Annotated in this window: 19 protein-coding genes; 10 read left to right on the top strand and 9 right to left on the bottom strand. The window is 67.0% G+C overall.

From position 1 onward, the window contains the following. Positions 1 to 46: 46 nt before the first annotated feature. A complete protein-coding gene (locus OP497_RS12060) occupies positions 47 to 811 on the top strand; it encodes an MliC family protein (protein ID WP_280548707.1) in 765 nt (254 codons plus the stop codon). A 25-nt stretch (positions 812 to 836) separates the two neighbouring features. On the opposite strand, the gene OP497_RS12055 is transcribed toward OP497_RS12060, so the two are convergent. Beyond that, complete coding sequence (locus OP497_RS12055) at positions 837 to 1,382, bottom strand: DNA-3-methyladenine glycosylase I (RefSeq protein ID WP_280548705.1); 546 nt, start codon at positions 1,380 to 1,382, stop codon at positions 837 to 839. Positions 1,383 to 1,473: 91 nt separating this feature from the next. Here OP497_RS12055 and OP497_RS12050 point away from each other — a divergent pair, with 91 nt between their 5' ends. Next, complete coding sequence (locus OP497_RS12050) at positions 1,474 to 1,914, top strand: VOC family protein (RefSeq protein ID WP_280548703.1); 441 nt, start codon at positions 1,474 to 1,476, stop codon at positions 1,912 to 1,914. Positions 1,915 to 1,940: 26 nt separating this feature from the next. Here OP497_RS12050 and OP497_RS12045 read toward each other — a convergent pair whose 3' ends face one another. Beyond that, positions 1,941 to 2,345: a DoxX family protein gene (locus OP497_RS12045; protein ID WP_280548701.1), complete on the bottom strand. Its 405-nt coding sequence runs from the start codon at positions 2,343 to 2,345 to the stop codon at positions 1,941 to 1,943. Between the two features lie 110 nt (positions 2,346 to 2,455). Between OP497_RS12045 and OP497_RS12040 the strand changes: the two genes are divergently transcribed. Beyond that, positions 2,456 to 2,908 carry an META domain-containing protein gene (locus tag OP497_RS12040; RefSeq protein ID WP_280548699.1) on the top strand — a complete coding sequence of 151 codons (453 nt, stop codon included), beginning with the start codon at positions 2,456 to 2,458 and terminating at the stop codon, positions 2,906 to 2,908. Between the two features lie 70 nt (positions 2,909 to 2,978). Here the strand turns inward: OP497_RS12040 and OP497_RS12035 are convergent, their stop codons facing one another. The 3 genes from OP497_RS12035 to OP497_RS12025 all read right to left on the bottom strand — a co-directional run bounded on the left by OP497_RS12035 (position 2,979) and on the right by OP497_RS12025 (position 7,931). Beyond that, positions 2,979 to 5,840: a valine--tRNA ligase gene (locus OP497_RS12035; protein WP_280548697.1), complete on the bottom strand. Its 2,862-nt coding sequence runs from the start codon at positions 5,838 to 5,840 to the stop codon at positions 2,979 to 2,981. Positions 5,841 to 5,957: 117 nt separating this feature from the next. Further along, positions 5,958 to 6,404, bottom strand: coding sequence for a DNA polymerase III subunit chi (locus tag OP497_RS12030; RefSeq protein WP_280548695.1), 447 nt, complete (start codon positions 6,402 to 6,404; stop codon positions 5,958 to 5,960). Beyond that, complete coding sequence (locus tag OP497_RS12025) at positions 6,405 to 7,931, bottom strand: leucyl aminopeptidase (RefSeq protein ID WP_280548693.1); 1,527 nt, start codon at positions 7,929 to 7,931, stop codon at positions 6,405 to 6,407. A 152-nt stretch (positions 7,932 to 8,083) separates the two neighbouring features. Here OP497_RS12025 and lptF point away from each other — a divergent pair, with 152 nt between their 5' ends. The 5 genes from lptF to bfr all read left to right on the top strand — a co-directional run bounded on the left by lptF (position 8,084) and on the right by bfr (position 11,672). After that, positions 8,084 to 9,166 carry an LPS export ABC transporter permease LptF gene (gene lptF / locus OP497_RS12020; protein ID WP_280548691.1) on the top strand — a complete coding sequence of 361 codons (1,083 nt, stop codon included), beginning with the start codon at positions 8,084 to 8,086 and terminating at the stop codon, positions 9,164 to 9,166. Beyond that, complete coding sequence (gene lptG / locus OP497_RS12015) at positions 9,163 to 10,227, top strand: LPS export ABC transporter permease LptG (RefSeq protein ID WP_280548689.1); 1,065 nt, start codon at positions 9,163 to 9,165, stop codon at positions 10,225 to 10,227. The genes lptF and lptG overlap by 4 nt, the downstream gene beginning before the upstream one ends. A gap of 12 nt (positions 10,228 to 10,239) precedes the next feature. Next, positions 10,240 to 10,713, top strand: coding sequence for an RDD family protein (locus OP497_RS12010; RefSeq protein WP_280548687.1), 474 nt, complete (start codon positions 10,240 to 10,242; stop codon positions 10,711 to 10,713). A gap of 111 nt (positions 10,714 to 10,824) precedes the next feature. Then, on the top strand, positions 10,825 to 11,031 hold the full coding sequence (locus OP497_RS12005; RefSeq protein WP_280548684.1) for a (2Fe-2S)-binding protein: 207 nt from the start codon (positions 10,825 to 10,827) through the stop codon (positions 11,029 to 11,031). Between the two features lie 158 nt (positions 11,032 to 11,189). After that, positions 11,190 to 11,672 (top strand): bacterioferritin, encoded by a 483-nt coding sequence (gene bfr / locus OP497_RS12000; protein ID WP_280548682.1) that lies wholly within the window; start codon positions 11,190 to 11,192, stop codon positions 11,670 to 11,672. A gap of 71 nt (positions 11,673 to 11,743) precedes the next feature. Here the strand turns inward: bfr and OP497_RS11995 are convergent, their stop codons facing one another. From OP497_RS11995 to OP497_RS11985, 3 genes are read right to left on the bottom strand one after another with little or no spacing between them, the layout of a single operon-like run. Then, complete coding sequence (locus tag OP497_RS11995) at positions 11,744 to 11,971, bottom strand: DUF1653 domain-containing protein (protein ID WP_280548680.1); 228 nt, start codon at positions 11,969 to 11,971, stop codon at positions 11,744 to 11,746. Positions 11,972 to 12,028: 57 nt separating this feature from the next. Further along, positions 12,029 to 12,859, bottom strand: a complete 831-nt coding sequence (tcdA, locus tag OP497_RS11990; protein ID WP_280548678.1) for a tRNA cyclic N6-threonylcarbamoyladenosine(37) synthase TcdA — start codon at positions 12,857 to 12,859, stop codon at positions 12,029 to 12,031. Beyond that, positions 12,856 to 13,617: a pseudouridine synthase gene (locus OP497_RS11985; protein ID WP_280548675.1), complete on the bottom strand. Its 762-nt coding sequence runs from the start codon at positions 13,615 to 13,617 to the stop codon at positions 12,856 to 12,858. The genes tcdA and OP497_RS11985 overlap by 4 nt, the downstream gene beginning before the upstream one ends. 275 nt (positions 13,618 to 13,892) lie before the next feature. Here OP497_RS11985 and aceK point away from each other — a divergent pair, with 275 nt between their 5' ends. Together aceK and OP497_RS11975 are read left to right on the top strand one after the other, a co-directional pair. Then, the gene (gene aceK, locus OP497_RS11980; protein ID WP_280548673.1) at positions 13,893 to 15,638 is read left to right on the top strand and encodes a bifunctional isocitrate dehydrogenase kinase/phosphatase; all 1,746 of its coding nucleotides are present in this window, start codon (positions 13,893 to 13,895) and stop codon (positions 15,636 to 15,638) included. A 223-nt stretch (positions 15,639 to 15,861) separates the two neighbouring features. Continuing rightward, positions 15,862 to 16,281 carry an STAS/SEC14 domain-containing protein gene (locus OP497_RS11975; RefSeq protein ID WP_280548671.1) on the top strand — a complete coding sequence of 140 codons (420 nt, stop codon included), beginning with the start codon at positions 15,862 to 15,864 and terminating at the stop codon, positions 16,279 to 16,281. 703 nt (positions 16,282 to 16,984) lie between these two features. Here OP497_RS11975 and OP497_RS11970 read toward each other — a convergent pair. Further along, positions 16,985 to 17,209 (bottom strand): integrase core domain-containing protein (locus OP497_RS11970; protein WP_280548669.1); only part of this gene is annotated, 225 nt, incomplete at its 5' end.

Below are 17,209 nucleotides of genomic sequence, written 5' to 3'. Positions count from 1 at the left end.
GGCTGGTATGCTCCCGGGGAACATCGCCGACACGCAAGGAGCCGCCATGTCCCGTTACACCGTTTCCACCGCCCGCCCCCTCGCCCTGCTGGGGGCAGCCTTGTGGCTTGCCGGCTGCGCCGCCACCCCGGACGGCGCGGCGACACGCCCCGAGGTCAGCGATCGCGGGGCCGCCAGCGAGGATGCGGCGCCCGAGGCGTCGCCCGCCGCGCCGCTGATGCCCTCGCTCTTCTTCCCCGGCGATGCCGGGGCGTTCACCGCCTGGCGCTGCACGCCGGCTCAGGACCTGGTCACCGCGGGGACCGAGGAGGAGCTGCGACTCTGGTCCGCCCATGGGGCCTACCGGCTGCCGCCGGCGGTGGTGGCCAGCGGTGCCCGCTACCAACAGGGCGAGCTGAGCTTCTGGAACAAGGGCGACCAGGCGGTGGTGGAGAGCGCCACCGGGCGGCTCGACTGCACCCGCGACCTGAACCAGGAGGTGCTCACCCGTCGCCAGCGGCCGGGCACCATGTTCCATGCCCGCGGCAACGAGCCGGGCTGGGTGGTCAACCTGGCCAGCGACCGGCCCGAGGCGACCCTGGTGCTGGACTACGGGGAGCGCGAGATGACCCTGCCCTACCGGGTGACCACCCTGGACAACGGCGAGGGGCGGATGATCCTGGCCAGTGGCCGGGCCGACACGCCCTTCGAGCTGCGCCTCGAGGCGCGGGCCTGCTTCGACAGCATGAGCGGCCAGCCCTTCCCGGCGCGGGTCACCCTGAGCATCGACGGCGAGCAGTATCGGGGCTGCGGCCAGGGCATCGCGCCCTGACACGCCTGGGCACTCTTGGTGATTCTCATTGGGCGTCCGGGTGTGCCCAGGGCGGCGCGGCGGTGAGGATGCGTGCCTGCACCGGGCAGTCGTCACGGTGGGCGCCGGGCAGGTAGCCGGTGCTCATCAGCAGCTCGCCGACGATCTCCGGCCCGGTGAAGCGGAAGGTGCGCCGGAAGAGGCGCACCCAGGCGGCGTGGTCCAGTGGATGGTGGTGGTCGAGCCAGGCGCGCAGGCTGCCGTGTTCGGCCTGCAGCGCCTGCACCACTCCGGCATTGTGAATCACGGCATCGACCTTGAGACGGTTGCGGATGATGCCGGCATCCGCCAGCAGACTCGCACGCTCGGCTTCGCCATAGGCGGCGATGCGGTCGATGTCGAAGCCCTCGAAGGCGGCCCGGAAGGCCTCGCGCTTCTTCAGCACGGTGAGCCAGGAAAGTCCCGCCTGGTTGATCTCCAGCACCAGGCGCTCGAAGAGGGTGCGGTCGTCGTCCACCGGGAAGCCGTATTCGTGGTCGTGATAGGGACCGTGGAACGGATGCCCGGGGGCCAGGTCGCAGTAATGGCTCATGGGGCTGCTGCCTCGTGGTCGGGATTGGCAGGGGAGTCGTGACTTGCCAGGATGAAGCCATCCTTATCAACTGTGAACCGGGAGAACGTCCATGCAATACCTTCACACCATGGTCCGGGTCAGCGACCTCGACGCCTCGCTGCACTTCTACTGCGACCTGCTCGGCCTGACCGAGGTGCGTCGCAAGGAGAGCGAGAAGGGCCGCTTCACACTGGTCTTCCTGGCCGCTCCGGAAGACGAGGCCCGCTCCGCCGAGCTCAAGGCGCCGGAGCTGGAGCTGACCTGGAACTGGGATCCGGAGGAATACACCGGGGGGCGCAACTTCGGCCACCTGGCCTATCGGGTGGACGACATCTACGCCCTCTGCGAGCACCTGCAGGCGAACGGCGTGACCATCAACCGTCCGCCCCGGGACGGCCACATGGCCTTCGTCAGGAGCCCCGACGGCATCTCCGTCGAGTTGCTCCAGAAGGGCGATCCCCAGGAACCCAAGGAGCCCTGGGCTTCCATGGAGAACACCGGAACCTGGTGATCTCCAGGTGAAAGCTGGATATTGTATCAATCGGGCCGCCAGGCCATCCGTCCGCTGCCCAGGAAGACCAGCGCCACGGCGCCGAACAGGAAGAAGCCCTGCAGCTCCAGGGCCCAGCCGCCATTGCCGTTGAAGGCCGTGAGCTCGTCCATGTGCACCAGGAAGATGGCCACCACCATGTTGGCGGCCATCAGCAGCCCCGCCACGCGGCTTCGCCAGCCGATCAGCGCCATCAGCGGCGCCACCACCTCGCCGATCAGCACGCCGTAGGCGAGCACGGTCGGCAGGCCCTGGCCGGCCAGGGTGTTGCCGATCCCGGTCAGGCTGCCCGGGTTGAGCAGCTTGGTCAGCCCGTGAGGCAGCAGCAGGCCCGCCACAGTGAGTCGCAGGATCAGCTTGCCGAGGGCATCGTTATGGAGCGCGTGAAGCATGCGGGGCCTCATGGGGGAACAAGGAATGGGGTGCGGGGGAATTGTCTCGAGGCCCCGGCTGGGGCAAGCTTGTCGCCTGGGCAATCGCCTCGCGCCTCAAGGAAGATACCATGATGATCAAACCGTTACGCAACACTCTGCTGATGGCGGCCGGCGCGCTGCTGCTGGCCGCCTGCGGGGGTGGCCCGGCCCCCCAGGTCGCCGGCGAGCCCGCGGCCCGGTTCGAGGGCCCGGTGGTCGACCAGCGCTGGAACCTGCTGTTGGTGGGCACCAATGAGCGCCTCGAGATGCCGGAGCGTCCCTACTTCGTGATCGACCGTGACGGCCGGGTCAGCGGCAGCGATGGCTGCAACCGGCTGACCGGCCGGGCCGTGCTCGGCGACAACAACCGCATCGCCTTCTCGGAGCTGGCCACCACCCGCCGCGCCTGCCCCCGGGCCGAGGATGCCGCCCGGGTGACCGGCATGCTGGAGCGTGCCTACCGCTACCTGATCGACCACGACCGGCTGGTGTTCTTCGGCCCTGACCAGCGGGTACTGGGCGGCTGGCGCCGCGTCGACTGACCTGACAACGACCGACCCGTAAACGACAAGGGCCCGCCAGTGGCGGGCCCTTGTGGCTGGAGTGGAACGATCACAGTGCGGCGATCTTGTCGCGCTGCTCGACCAGCAGGCGGCGAGAGGCCTGCTGGTCGGCTAGCTTACCGCGCTCCTTCTCGACCACCGCCTCGGGCGCCTTGGCAACGAAGCTCTCGTTACCGAGCTTCTTCTCGACGGCGCCGATCAGCTTATCCTGCTTGTCGATCTCCTTGGCCAGGCGCGCGAGCTCGGCCTCCTTGTCGATCAGGTCGGCCATGGGCACCAGCACCTCCATCTCGCCCACCAGCTGGGTGGCCGAGAGGGGCGCCTGTTCGTGATCGTCGAGCCAGTCGACGCTCGCCAGCTTGGCCAGCTTGGCGAGGAACGGCCGGTTGGCTTCCAGGCGCCTGGCATCTTCCGCGCTGCCCTTGGTGAGCAGCACCTCCAGCGGCTTGCCCGGGGCGATGTTCATCTCGGCGCGGATGTTGCGCACCGCGACGATCACCCCCTTGAGCCACTCGATATCGCGGGTCGCCGACTCGTCGACCCTGCTGTCATCGGCCTGGGGCCAGGGCTGGACCATCAGGGAGTCCCCCTCGCCCTGGCAGGTGCCGGCCAGCGGGGCGACGCGCTGCCAGATCTCCTCGGAGATGAAGGGCATCATCGGGTGGGCCAGGCGCAGGATCGCCTCCAGCACGCGCACCAGGGTCCGGCGCGTGCCACGCAGGGCCTCGGGGCTCGCGTTGTCATCCCACAGCACCGGCTTGGAGAGCTCCAGGTACCAGTCGCAGTACTCGTTCCAGACGAAGTCGTAGAGCGCCTGGGAGGCATGGTCGAAGCGGAACTCCTCCAGGGCCCGGGTCACCTGGGCCTCGGTCTGCTGCAGGCGCGAGACGATCCAGCGGTCGGCCAGCGACAGCTCGACCGGTTCACTGGACTGCCCTTCAAGAGACAGCCCGGTATCCTCGCCCTCGGCATTCATCAGCACGTAGCGAGAGGCGTTCCACAGCTTGTTGCAGAAGTTGCGGTAGCCCTCCAGGCGACCCATGTCGAACTTGATGTCGCGACCGGTGGTGGCCTGGGAGAGGAAGGTGAAGCGCAGGGCGTCGCTGCCGTGGGGCTCGATGCCCTCGGGGAACTCGGCGCGGGTGGCCTTCTCGATCGCCCGCGCCTTCTGCGGCTGCATCATGTTGCCCGTTCGTTTCTGTACGAGGCTATCCAGGTCAATCCCGTCGATCAGGTCGATGGGGTCGAGCACGTTGCCCTTGGACTTGGACATCTTCTGGCCCTGGCCGTCGCGCACCAGGCCATGCACGTAGACCTGCTGGAAGGGCACCTCGCCCATGAACTTGCCGGTCAGCATGATCATCCGCGCGACCCAGAAGAAGATGATGTCGAAGCCGGTGACCAGCACGCTGGAGGGGTGGAAGGTCGCGAGCTCCGGGGTCTCTTCCGGCCAGCCCAGGGTGCCGAAGGTCCAGAGCCCGGAACTGAACCAGGTGTCCAGCACGTCCTCGTCCTGGGTCAGCTCGACCTCGGCGGGAAGGCCATGCTTCTCGCGGGCCTCCTGCTCGCTTCTCGCCACGTAGACGTGACCCTCGGCGTCGTACCAGGCGGGGATGCGGTGGCCCCACCACAGCTGGCGGGAGATGCACCAGTCCTGGAGGTCGCGCATCCAGGCGAAGTACATGTTCTCGTAGTTCTTCGGCACGAACTGGATGTCGCCCTTCTCCACGGCCTCGATGGCGGGCCCGGCCAGGCTCTCCACGGCCACGAACCACTGGTCGGTGAGCAGCGGCTCGATGACGTCGCCGGAGCGGTCGCCATAGGGCAGGGTGTTGCTGACGGTCTCCACCTGCTCGAGCAGGCCGGCGGCGTCCATGTCGGCGACGATGCGCGCCCGCGCGTCGAAGCGGTCCAGCCCGGCGTAGGCCTCGGGCAGGGTCGGGTCGACATCGGGCAACGGCCGGCCCTGGATGTCGAAGGCCTCGGCTAGCGCCAGGATGGCGGCATCCTGGGTGAGGACGTTGATCAACGGCAATTCCTGACGGCGGCCCACCTCGTAGTCGTTGAAGTCGTGGGCCGGGGTGATCTTCACGCAGCCCGAGCCCTTGTCCATATCGGCATGCTCATCCGCCACGATCGGGATACGACGCCCGACCAGCGGCAGTTCCACGAACTTGCCGACCAGCGACGCATAGCGAGGATCTTCCGGGTTGACCGCCACCCCGGTGTCGCCGAGCAGGGTCTCGGGGCGGGTGGTGGCGACGACCAGATAGGGCTTGCCGTCATCGGTGGTCACGCCGTCGGCCAGCGGATATCGGAAGTGCCAGAAGCTGCCCTGCTGGTCGCGGTTCTCGACCTCGAGGTCGGAGATGGCGGTGTGCAAGGTGGGGTCCCAGTTGACCAGCCGCTTGCCGCGGTACACCAGGTCCTCCTCATGGAGGCGAACGAAGACCTCCTGCACCGCGCGGTAGAAGCCGTCATCCATGGTGAAGCGCTCGCGCGACCAATCGACGCTCGCCCCCATGCGGCGCAGCTGGCGGGTAATATGCCCGCCGGACTCCTGCTTCCACTCCCAGACCCGGTCGATGAAGGCCTCGCGGCCCAGATCGAAGCGGGTCTTGCCCTCCTCGGCGGCGATCTTGCGCTCGACCAGCATTTGCGTCGCGATGCCGGCATGGTCGGTGCCCACCTGCCAGAGGGTGTTGCGCCCCTGCATCCGCCGCCAGCGAATCAGGGTATCCATGATGGTGTCCTGGAACGCATGGCCCATGTGCAGGCTGCCGGTGACGTTGGGCGGCGGGATCATGATCGCGTAGGGCGTGCCCTCACCGGACGGGGCGAAGCGGTTGTCGGCTTCCCAGCGCTCGTACCAGCGGGATTCGATCTGCTCGGGTTGGTAGGTCTTGTCCATGGGGCGTTCCGGGTCGAGGAGGTGGCACCGACCCATGACAGTGGGCCTCGCGGGCGCTGCCAGGGTGCCGGGGATGCTGAAAATGGGGCTGATTATAGCGTGACGCCGGGGGAGGCGTCAGCCCGCCTGGCTCTTGAGCTGGTGCGGGGTGACCGGGTAGCCGCGCTTGCGATAGGTCTGCCAGCACTCGCGCTTGGCGGTGAGCACGTCCTGGTGCTGGTTGATGATCTCGGCGACCCGCTCGAAGCGCGAGAACCACTCGGGGATCCCTGGGTGCAGGTTGAGCAGCGCCTGGGGCGGCTCGCCGACCATCGGCAGGTCCTGCCAGCCGATGGTCACCGGCACGCCCTCCGCCCCCTCGCTGCCCGACAGGGCGTGAGGCACATAGGCGTCGGCCCGGAAGGTCCAGAGCCGCTCGTCCAGTTCCCGGGCCATGGCCTCGTCCTCGGCATGCAGGTGCAGCCGATAGCCCTTGCGATAGATGGTCTCGGCCAGCCGGCAGGCAAAGCCGAGACGCGCCTCCAGGGTGGTGTCCGGGAGGATGTAGAAGTCGACCTGGGTCATCTAGAGCTCGTTGCCGTTCTCCACGCTGCGCGTTTCCTCCTCGCGATCCAGCAGGTACTGGGTCAGCAGCCCGACCGGGCGGCCGCTGGCGCCCTTCTCCTTGCCGGAGGTCCAGGCCGTGCCGGCGATGTCCAGGTGCGCCCAAGGGAACTGGTCGGCGAAGCGCGACAGGAAACAGGCGGCGGTGATGGTGCCCGCCGGCTTGCCGCCGATGTTGGCCAGGTCGGCGAAGTTGGAGTCGAGCTGCTCCTGGTACTCGTCCCACAGCGGCAGGTGCCAGGCGCGGTCCCAGGCGGTCTCGCCGGCATCCAGCAGGTCCAGCGCCAGGTCGTCGTCGTTGGAAAGCAGACCGGTGGCATGGTGGCCCAGGGCGATGATGGCGGCACCGGTCAGGGTGGCGATGTCGACCACGCTGGCCGGTTCGAAGCGCTCGGCGTAGGTCAGGGCGTCGCACAGCACCAGGCGACCCTCGGCGTCGGTATTGAGCACTTCCACCGAGAGGCCCTTCAGCGTGTGGATGATGTCGCCGGGCTTGGTGGCGCGGCCGTCGGGCATGTTCTCGGCGGCGGCGACGATGGCCACCAGGTTGATCTTCGGCTGGATGGCGAGCACCGAGGTGACGGTGCCGAACACGCTGGCCGCCCCGCACATGTCGAACTTCATTTCATCCATGGCCTCGCCGGGCTTGAGCGAGATGCCGCCGGAGTCGAAGGTGATGCCCTTGCCGACCAGCACGTGGGGGGCGTCGTCGGGGCTCTCGGCGCCCTGGTATTTCATGACGATCAGCCGCGTGGGCTGCGCGCTGCCGCGGCCCACGGAGAGCAGGCTGTGGGCGCCCAGGCGCTCCAGGGCCTCCTCGTCGAGGATCTCCACGGACAGCGCCCCGCGGGCGGCATGGCCCAGCGCCTCGGCCTGCTCGGCCAGGTAGCTCGGGGTGCAGACGTTGCCCGGCAGGTTGCCCAGGGTGCGGGTGGTGGCCACGCCCTGGCCGATGGCGCCCCCGATGCGTCCGCCCTGGCGGGCCGCCTCGGCATCGCCGTGCTCGCTGACCAGCAGGGTGACGCGGGCGAGCTGCGGCGCGGGCGCCTTCTCGGACTTGAACTCGTCGAAGCGGTAGACGGCGCGATGGGCGGCCTCGGCCACCATGCGGGCCTTCCAGTCGCAGGCGCGCTCGGGCACCGGCACGTCGGTGAAGGCCACGGCGACGTCCTCGATGGGCAGCGTCGCCAGGGCGGTGAAGGCGGCATCGAGCGCCTTGCGGAAGGCGCCTTCCCGGCACTTGTCGCGCTTGCCGAGGCCCACCAGCATCAGACGGTCGGCATTGAGCCCCGGGGCGAAGGGGACCATCAGCACATTGCCCAGCTTGGCGTCGAAATCGCCGCGCTCGATCAGCTGGCCGATCAGCCGCTCGCTGACATCGTCGAGCTTGGCGGCAGCGGGCAGCAGCTCACCGTCCTTGAACACCGGTACCACGAGGCAGGCCGTCTCGGCCTTGGCGGGATTGGCCGTCTGAACAGGGAATTCCATGGAGTCTCCACAAGACAAGCTTTGGGGTTACAAGCGATGGGGGATTCTGGATAATGCCGGCACGTTGCCGAGTCATCCCAGTGTACCCAAGGCAAGGCGTCATTGCATGGAAGATGGCCGGGCCCCACGGGGTGCCGGGCCGGGAGACAGCGTTGATCATATTCCGTTACCTGACCCGCGAGATCCTGCTGACCATGGCCGCCGTGGCCGGCGTGCTGTTGCTGGTGATCATGGGCAGCCGCTTCATCCGCTACTTCTCCAATGCCGCCGAGGGTGATATCCCGGTGAGCATCCTCGGCACCCTGATGCTCTTGAACCTGCCGGGGTTCCTCGAGCTGATCCTGCCGCTGGCCTTTTTCCTGGGCATCCTGCTGGCCTATGGTCAGCTCTATCTCAATAGCGAGATCACCGTGCTGGTGGCCTGCGGCACGAGCCCCAATCGCCTGCTGGAGGTCAGTCTGGTGCCGGCCACCCTGGTGGCGATCCTGGTGGGGGTGTGCAGCCTCTGGCTGACCCCGGCCGGGGCCCTGGACAAGGAGGTGCTCCTCGAGGAGCAGCGCAGCCAGCTCGACTTCTCGGCCCTGGCGCCGGGTCGCTTCCAGGATTTCGGTGGCGGGCGCACGGCCTACACCGAGGGCTTCAGTGACGACGGCACCCGGATGCAGGAGGTCTTTATCAGCGAGCGACAGTCGCGCAGCGACGGCACCCCCGAGAGCGTGGTGACCCGGGCCGAGACCGGCTACCAGACCGTCGACCCGGAGACCGGCAGCCGCTTTCTGGTGCTCGCCGACGGCGAGCGCTACAGCGTCGACCCCGGGCGAGCCGAGGCCGAGCGGCTGGCATTCGGCACCTATGCGGTGCGCCTCTCGGGAGCCGCCGAGAAGGCCGAGCTCGATGCGCCCGAATACGCTACCACCGCCGTGCTATTCGCCGATGACGCCCTGACGGCGCGGGCCCAGCTGCAATGGCGGCTGGGCCTGCCATTGATGGTCTTCATCCTGACGCTGCTGGCCATGCCGCTCTCCCGGGTCAATCCCCGCCAGGGGCGCTTCGCCAAGCTGCTGCCGGCCATCTTCCTCTACGTGGCCTACCTCAGCCTGCTGCTGGCGGCGCTGGACGCCATCGGCCGCGGCAGCTGGCCGGTGGCGGTGGGGATGTGGCCGATCCACGGCGGCTTCCTGGCCCTCGGCCTGGCGATGATGGCCCGGGCCCAGCACAAGGGGATGAGCGGATGATTCTCGACCGGCTCGATCGCTATATCGCCCGCAACGTGCTGGGTGCCATCATCGTGGTACAGGTGGTGCTGCTGGGTCTTGATCTGGTGATCACCTACATCAACGACCTCGGCGACGTGGAGGGCGACTACGGCGCCTTCCAGGTACTGCTCTACCTGCTGATGCGCCTGCCCTGGCGCTTCTACCAGTACGCGCCGGTGGGGGTGCTGATCGGCGCACTGATCGGCCTGGGCAGCATGGCCTCGAGCAACGAGCTGACGGTGATGCGTGCCGCCGGGCGCTCGCTGGTCCGCATCCTCTGGGGCGTGATGAAGCCAATCATCCTGGTGATCGTGGTGGTGCTCGCCATCGCCGAGTTCGTCAGCCCGCACACCGAGCAGTTCGCCAGCGCCTGGCGCCTCGAGCAGCGGCAGGGCGAGGGCGCGGTGCTCACCGGGCGCGGCGGCTGGCAGCGCGAGGGTGACAGCTTCTATCGCTTCGGGGCCATCCGCGCCGATGATACCGTGCTCGACCTGACCCGCTACCGCTTCGAGGACAAGGCCCTGCGCGAGGCGATGAGTGCTCGGCGTGCGGTGTGGCGCGATGACCATTGGCAGCTGCAGGACGTGGCGGTGACCCGCTTCCGCGAGGCGCGCACCGAGGTCGAGCGCCATGACACCCTGGACTGGGAGACCGCCATGACGCCGGCCCAGCTCGAGAGGCTGCTGCGTGACGTGGAGAGCCAGGCGCCCAGCGAGTTGTGGGCCTATGCGCGTTTCCTGCGCGAACAGGGCCAGCAGGCGACCCAGCCGCTGTTGTATTTCTGGCAGAAGATGCTGATGCCCTTGACCATGGCCTCGCTGGTATTGGTGGCGGCGTCCTTCGTGTTCGGTCCCATGCGCACCGTGGCCGCCGGGACTCGGGTCTTCTACGGCGTCATCATCGGCCTGGTCTTCAAGTACGTGCAGGATCTGCTGGGGCCGGCTTCCATGGTATTTGGCTTCTCGCCGGCCTGGGCGGTACTGACGCCGACCCTGCTGAGTGCCGGGCTGGGGCTGTACCTCTTGCGTCGCACTGGCTGAGGAGAGGGATTCATGCAACGACGCTTCGACCAACTCGACGCTGTCTGGCCAGCCGGCCTCGGCCGGCGGCTGGGCGCCATGCTCTATGACGGCCTGCTGGTGCTGGCGATCTGGATCGTCATGGCCTCGGCGCACCTGGCCGTGGTGCGGCTGGTGCTGGAGGTGCCGGCGGAACAGGTGGGCACGGGGCCCGCTTTGGTGCTCTCGCTGCGCCTGCTGCTGGCGGTCAGTGCCTTCGCCTTCTTCGCCTTCTTCTGGACCCGCGGCGGCATGACGCTGGGCATGCAGGCCTGGCGGCTGCGGGTGCAGACCCTCGACGGCTGCTCGATCACCGCTCTCCAGGCGCTGCAGCGCTTCCTGGTGGCCGGCATCTCGCTGGCCGCCTTCGGCCTGGGCTACCTGTGGATCCTCGTCGACGGCGAGAAGCGCAGCTGGCCGGACATCGCCTCCGGCACCCGGGTGGTGGTCCTTCCCAAGCGCCCTTGAGGCGCGCGCGATGCGCCCGTCCTGACCTCGGTCAGGTTTTTGCGGGATGCCGCTTGCGATTACCCATGCGAATCATTTACATTCACTTCATGGCCAGCGTGAGGTGATGTGATGTACGTCTGTATTTGCAAGAACGTGACCGACCACCGGATCCGGGACGCCGTCGAGGACGGGGCGCGTAGCTGGCGCGAGGTCCAGCAGGTGACGGGGTGCGGGACCCAGTGCGGCAAGTGTGCCTGCACCGGCAAGGACATCACCCGCGAGGCGATCCAGGCCGAGCTGAGCGCCGCGGCACAGGGGCTCGCCTACGCCGTCTGATGGCAATCGCTATCATTCTCCTTCGTCTTAACAAGTCCATGATTTTATTGAATTATGTGTGACATTGCCTAGACTGTGGAAGGTGCGGGCTGGCCAGGCTTCGGTGGCCGTGCCAAGCTGACAGCCAGCCCCCCGACAACCGCGATCGAGGTAATGAGATGAAAGGCGACAGCAAGGTCATCGAACACCTGAACACCGCGCTCGGCAACGAGCTGGTGGCCATCAACCAGTACTTCCTGCATGCCAAGATGTACAAGGACTGGGGTCTGAAGGCGCTGGCCAAGTGGGAGTACGACGAGTCCATCGAGGAGATGCAGCACGCCGACAAGCTGATCGAGCGCATCCTCTTCCTCGAGGGCATTCCCAACCTCCAGGACCTCGGCAAGCTGAACATCGGCGAGAACGTGCGCGAGATGCTCGAGTGCGACCTGAAGATCGAGCACGAGGGCCGCAACGACTACATCGAGGCCATCGCCTACTGCGAGCAGGTCAAGGACTACGTCAGCCGCGACCTCTTCCGTGGCATCCTCACCGACGAGGAAGACCATATCGACCACATCGAGACCGAACTCGGCCTGATCGACAAGGTCGGCATCGAGAACTACATGCAGACGCAGATGCAGGAAGCCGGCGAGGAGTAACGCCTGACCCTCCACCGACCCCGGGTCTCGACGAGAGCGCCCCGCGGCCTTGGCCGCGGGGCGCTCCTGCGTCAGGGGAACGCCTTCTCCAGGGCAAAGCGGGGCACCGGCTCGCCCTGGACCTCGACGCTCTCCAGGAAGATGTCCAGCGGGCGCGTCCAGAGGCCGTAGTCGCCGTAGAGGGCGCGATAGACCACCAGCGGCTCCTCGGTCTCGCTGTGCCGGGCGACGCCCAGCACCTCGTAGAGCGGGCCCTTGTAGTGGCGGTAGATGCCGGGGCGAGGGACGTTGTGTTCCATGGGCGGATTCTCTGGTTTCAAGGGCATGGTCTCAAGGGCATGGCCTCAAGCGCGGTGTCAGGGCGTGGCGCGGGCCTGTTTCGCCAGCCTGGCCAGCACCCGGGCGGCGGCGGTGAAGCCGAAGCTGCCGGTGACGAAGGTCGCCGCCCCGAAGCCCGAGGCGCAGTCGAGCCGGGTGGCCTCCCCGTCGGCGGGCTTCTGGAAGCATACCTCGCCGTCGCTGCCCGGATAGACCAGCTGCTCGTCGGAGTAGACGCACTCCACCGAGAAGCGCCGCTTCGGGTTGCGCGAGAAGCCGAAGTCGCGCCGCAGCCGGGCGCGCACCTTGGCGAGCAGTGGGTCGTGCTCGGTGCGGGTCAGGTCGGCCACCCGGATGCGGGTCGGGTCGGTCTGGCCGCCCGCGGCGCCGGTCACCACGATCGGCAGCTTGCGACGATTGCACCAGGCGATCAACGCCGCCTTGGCGACCACGCTGTCGATGGCGTCCACCAGCTGGTCGGCATCGGCGGGGATGCGCCTGGCCAGGTTGGCGGGAGTGACGAAGGCGGTGTCGGCCACCACCTCGATGCCCGGCTGGATGGCCCGGCAGCGTTCGGCCAGCACCTCCACCTTGGGGCGGCCGATGGTGCCGTCCAGGGCGTGCAACTGGCGGTTGACGTTGCTGACGCAGACGTCGTCGAGATCGATCAGCGTCAGCTTGCCGATGCCGGAGCGCGCCAGGGCCTCCACCGTCCAGCTGCCAACGCCCCCCACGCCCACCACCACCACGTGGGCGCGGCGGAAGCGCTCGGCGGCACGTCGGCCGTAGAGCCGGCGGATGCCGCCGAAGCGGGCCTCGTAGTCGTCCGGGGCAGCGGCAGGGGCGATGAAGGTGGCGGAATCGGTCATGGCATCATGCTCGGGCGGTCGTGGTGTCGGGGCGGCGCCGGCAGGTGGCCCGTCCAGCCGAAGCGCTCGAAGAGCGTCGTCATGCAGGCATCCAGGGGGCAGCAGAGGTCGAGGCGCCGGCCGCTCACCGGGTGGTCGAAGGCCAGGCCCACCGCCGCCAGCAGCAGGCGCGGGCATTCCAGGCGCTCGGCGAAGAAGCGGTTATGGTTGCCCTTGCCGTGCTTGGCATCGCCGATGATCGGGTAGCCACGCCGGGAGAGATGGCGGCGGATCTGGTGGCGGCGGCCGGTCTGCGGCCGCGCCTCGATCAGCGAGTAGCGGCTCTGGGGGTAGCGATCCACCCTGACCGGCAGCTCGACGCTGTCGAGCCGGCGGACCTCGGTCACCGCCGCCATGGCCGGCATCTCGGCCTTGGGACGGCGACCGTCCTCCTCGCGCAGCGGGTAGTCCAGCCGCTCCTGGTGCGGGCCGATGCCACGCACCACCGCCAGGTAGCGCTTCTCCACCCGGCGAGCGGTGAAGGCCGCCTGGAGGCCCGCCGCAGTCTCGGGGTCGAGCGCGAAGACGATCACCCCGGACGTCGGGCGATCCAGGCGGTGGACCGGGTAGACCCGACGGCCAAGCTGGTCGCGCAGCCGTTGCAGCAGGAACTCGCGCTCGCCGCGGGCCAGCGCGCTGCGATGCACCAGCAAGCCGGCCGGCTTGTGCACGGCGACCAGGTGGTCATCCTGATGGAGAAGGCTCAGCGCTGGCGTCATCGGGGCACCTTCGGGGTCAAGGGGGCGCCATTGTCGCCGGCCGGCGTCGTGCTGTCATCCTATCCTCGCCCCGTCGCGACCGGGAAAATCCGGTGGGAGATCGGCATGGCCGCTAGTCTGGTCGACATGAGAACTCGTCTACGTCTGGGGACCCTGCTGATGCTGGGCGAGGGCAAATGAGGGCGCTGGCCGAAATGGCGGGCGCCACCATGGCCGGCTCGCCTTGCAGTGCACAATTCGTCATGCTGGGAGAGACCGCTGCCCGGAGCCCGAACATGAAGCATTCGCCCGCCTATCACCTCGCCGCCACCGTGCTGTATGGCTTCGACGAGTACCGCTCGCGCTTCAAGCAGATCACCGCGGACGCCAGCCGCCGCTTCCGGGATGCCGCCTGGCGCGAGGCCCAGCAGGCCTCGGCGGAGCGCATCGACCTCTATGACGAGAAGGTCCAGGAGACGCTGGCTCGGCTGAGGCGCACCTTCGACGATGATCTGCTGACTCACTGCGAGTGCTGGGGGGAGGCCCGGCGGCACTACGCCGAGTTGATCGACCAGCGGCTGGACTACGAGCTGGCCGAGACCTTCTTCAACTCGATGTTCTGCTCGCTCTTCCACCACCGGCACATCCACAACGATTGGATGTTCGTCTACAGCTCCCGGGAGCGGGCGGCACACCACTCCGGCCTGACGCTGTGTCGGCGCCACAGAGTGAGAGGCGATTGGGTGGCGGGACTGCGCTGGGCCTTGGGCGAGGCACGCTTCGAGGCGCCCTTCGTCGACCTGGAGCGGGATGCGGCCCTGGGGGGCGAGGCGCTCCAGCGGCTGCTGCCCGAGGCCATCCGCGAGGACCCGGAGGCCGAGATCGAACTGATCAAGAGCGTCTTCTATCGCAACAAGGGCGCCTACCTGGTCGGTCGGGTGCTGGGCGGTGGCCAGCAGGTGCCGCTGGTGCTGCCGGTGCTGTATGCGGAGGGCGAGGGGCTGCACCTGGACACCGTGCTGATCGAGCCCGATGAGGTGTCGATCATCTTCTCCTTCACCCGGGCCTACTTCCAGGTGAAGGTGGTGGTGCCCAGCGAGTTCGTGCACTACCTCCAGGAGCTGATGCCCGACAAGCCCCAGGGCGAGCTGTATGCCGCCATCGGCTTCTTCAAGCACGGCAAGACCGAATTCTTCCGTGCCCTCAACTACCAGGTGGCGCGGCGCGAGGACACGTTCATCATCGCGCCCGGCGTGCGCGGGATGGTCATGGCGGTGTTCGTGCTGCCCTCATCCCGCACCGTGTTCAAGATCATCAAGGACCGCTTCGATCCCACCAAGGCGATGAGCCGCGAGAACGTGCGCGAGAAGTATCGCCTGGTCAAGCGCCATGACCGCGTGGGGCGCATGGCCGATACCCAGGAGTTCTCGAACTTCATTGCCCGTCAGGACCATTTCGACCCCGAGTGCCTGGCGCACCTGCTGGAGGTGGCCCCCTCCACCGTCTACCTGCGCGGCGACAAGGTGATCATCAAGCACTGCTACACCGAGCGCATGATGACCCCGCTCAACCTCTACCTGGAGCAGTGCGACGAGGTTGAGACAAGGGCGGTGCTCAAGGACTACGGCAATGCGATAAAGCAGATGGCCGCCGCCAACATCTTCCCCGGCGACATGCTGCTCAAGAACTTCGGGGTGACCCGCCACGGCCGGGTGGTCTTCTACGACTACGACGAGGTGTGCTACCTCACCGAGTGCAACTTCCGGCATATCCCGGAGCCGCTCTATCCCGAGCAGGAGCTCGCCGACGAGCCCTGGTACTCGGTGGGGCCCAACGACATCTTCCCCGAGGAGTTCGGCCCCTTCCTGTTCGCCAACGTCAGACTGCGCAAGCTCTTCTATCAACTCCACCCGGAGCTGTTCGATGCCGACTACTGGAAGGGGTTGCAGCAGGCGATCCTCGACGGCCGGGTGATCGACGTCTATCCCTATCGCAACAAGCAGCGCTTCGCCGGTGACGACGACAACGGCCTGGTCCACTAGCCAGGCGCGCCCCCCTGACCATGACCGGCTGAATCCTCGGCGCCTGTCCCGGAAGGGCGCCACCAGGGCGCCGAGCTGCGGCGTCAGGGCCATCACCTCGCGGTAGTGCATCATGCCTCCGTGTCGCCTGGCACCCCGCTCGGCCCGGCGCTGCCGGCACAGCGCGCTATGCTGAAAGCGACCGAGGCGCTTAGCTTCTCTCTCAACCCCAAGGAGAACGCCCATGTTGGACCTCATCTCCCATCCGGTGGAGCATGTCGTGGCGATGAAGGCGGGTGGTGTCGTGACGGCGCAGGAGCTGCAGCACGCCATCGATGCCATCGAGGTCGCCAAGCGAGCCCATCCCAGGGTCAGCCTGGTGGTCGAGATCGACGCCCTTCGCTGGCTGACCCTGACTGCCTTGCTGAAGGATATCGGCTATGGTCTGACCCAGCTCGGCGATCTCGAGCACTACCACCGGGCCGCCGTGGTCACCGACCAGGCGTGGGTCAAGCATCTCGCCCACCTGGAAGAGCGGCTGTTCAAGGCCCTGGAGATCCGCACCTTTCCCAAGCGCGATCACGCCGCGGCCATGGCCTGGGCCAGTCAATTACCCAAGGGGGACCACGAGAACCCCGAAGAGGATGGCTATCACGGGGCCTGACCGGGCCTGCCAGCTCGCCAACCGCGGCTGCGTCTTACCGCTGAGGTGACACCGGCTTTCCACCAACGTTATCCACACCCCATCCGATGGAGAGCCAACGTCTATTGAGCTAGGAGCCTGTCGGATTTGACCGATCGTAACGAGAGATTTGGATTTCGAGACAAGTTTATCGATCTGATGAGGCGAATAGCTCGCTATTTAACGAATCAGATCGAATAAAATTGGCCGGAAGACCGGATCTCGCAGTAGATCAGCGTTAAGTCCGACAGGCTCCTAGGGTGGGGAGGATTGCCGCCGGCAAACAGGGACGAAAGAGCAGGGTGAATGGGGGTGTGACGGTGTATGACGGTGTATAGAGAAGAGTGTGCCAGCGGCGGATGTCGACCCGAAGCATCGAAACACACCCCCGCACCGGAAAGGGCCCCTTGTGGGAGCGCTGCTTGCAGCGCGAAGGAATGGCCGTTTTCGACCCAAAGCGGCCATTCCGGAAAATGCAGCAGGAGCGCGAATTTTGGATATGTAGCCTAATTTTAGTTAAAGGTGTGGAGAATCAAGAGCTTGCAAGCGTTTTTGCAAGCAGCATTTTTCAATAAAACGTGCCGGCATGTTCATCCAATCATAGAACGTGCCGCCTAATACCTGTTGAACTAAACCGCTTCGCGGTTAAAGTGGACCCCACGGTCAAGACAGAATTTGCCTGAGTTTAAGCTAATACCTCGGCCATGTTCGCAGCTGCACAGCGCTGCCCTGTTTCTTCGTTCTGCGATGTCGCCCTTCGGCCACTGAAATGATCGGGTATGGATGCCCCGCCACCCAAGCCGCTCAGGTAGACCTCGTCGGGTGTCCGGTACCCCAGGGACTGGTGGGGCCGCTCCGCGTTGTAGAACGGAAAGTACTCCGTCAGCCCGACGGTCAGCTCGCCGACCGA

This window comes from Halomonas sp. 11-S5, from assembly GCF_029889825.1.
GTDB lineage: Bacteria > Pseudomonadota > Gammaproteobacteria > Pseudomonadales > Halomonadaceae > Halomonas.
Note: the sequence above shows the minus strand (reverse complement) of the source record. Positions and strands in the feature narration are given on the sequence as shown.

Coding starts and splice junctions, on each gene's coding strand:
- OP497_RS12060 (WP_280548707.1), top strand. CDS start 47: ATGTCCCGTTACACCGTTTCCACCGCCCGCCCCCTCGCCCTGCTGGGG.
- OP497_RS12055 (WP_280548705.1), bottom strand. CDS start 1,382: ATGAGCCATTACTGCGACCTGGCCCCCGGGCATCCGTTCCACGGTCCC.
- OP497_RS12050 (WP_280548703.1), top strand. CDS start 1,474: ATGCAATACCTTCACACCATGGTCCGGGTCAGCGACCTCGACGCCTCG.
- OP497_RS12045 (WP_280548701.1), bottom strand. CDS start 2,345: ATGCTTCACGCGCTCCATAACGATGCCCTCGGCAAGCTGATCCTGCGA.
- OP497_RS12040 (WP_280548699.1), top strand. CDS start 2,456: ATGATGATCAAACCGTTACGCAACACTCTGCTGATGGCGGCCGGCGCG.
- OP497_RS12035 (WP_280548697.1), bottom strand. CDS start 5,840: ATGGACAAGACCTACCAACCCGAGCAGATCGAATCCCGCTGGTACGAG.
- OP497_RS12030 (WP_280548695.1), bottom strand. CDS start 6,404: ATGACCCAGGTCGACTTCTACATCCTCCCGGACACCACCCTGGAGGCG.
- OP497_RS12025 (WP_280548693.1), bottom strand. CDS start 7,931: ATGGAATTCCCTGTTCAGACGGCCAATCCCGCCAAGGCCGAGACGGCC.
- lptG (WP_280548689.1), top strand. CDS start 9,163: ATGATTCTCGACCGGCTCGATCGCTATATCGCCCGCAACGTGCTGGGT.
- OP497_RS12010 (WP_280548687.1), top strand. CDS start 10,240: ATGCAACGACGCTTCGACCAACTCGACGCTGTCTGGCCAGCCGGCCTC.
- OP497_RS12005 (WP_280548684.1), top strand. CDS start 10,825: ATGTACGTCTGTATTTGCAAGAACGTGACCGACCACCGGATCCGGGAC.
- bfr (WP_280548682.1), top strand. CDS start 11,190: ATGAAAGGCGACAGCAAGGTCATCGAACACCTGAACACCGCGCTCGGC.
- OP497_RS11995 (WP_280548680.1), bottom strand. CDS start 11,971: ATGGAACACAACGTCCCTCGCCCCGGCATCTACCGCCACTACAAGGGC.
- tcdA (WP_280548678.1), bottom strand. CDS start 12,859: ATGACCGATTCCGCCACCTTCATCGCCCCTGCCGCTGCCCCGGACGAC.
- OP497_RS11985 (WP_280548675.1), bottom strand. CDS start 13,617: ATGACGCCAGCGCTGAGCCTTCTCCATCAGGATGACCACCTGGTCGCC.
- aceK (WP_280548673.1), top strand. CDS start 13,893: ATGAAGCATTCGCCCGCCTATCACCTCGCCGCCACCGTGCTGTATGGC.
- OP497_RS11975 (WP_280548671.1), top strand. CDS start 15,862: ATGTTGGACCTCATCTCCCATCCGGTGGAGCATGTCGTGGCGATGAAG.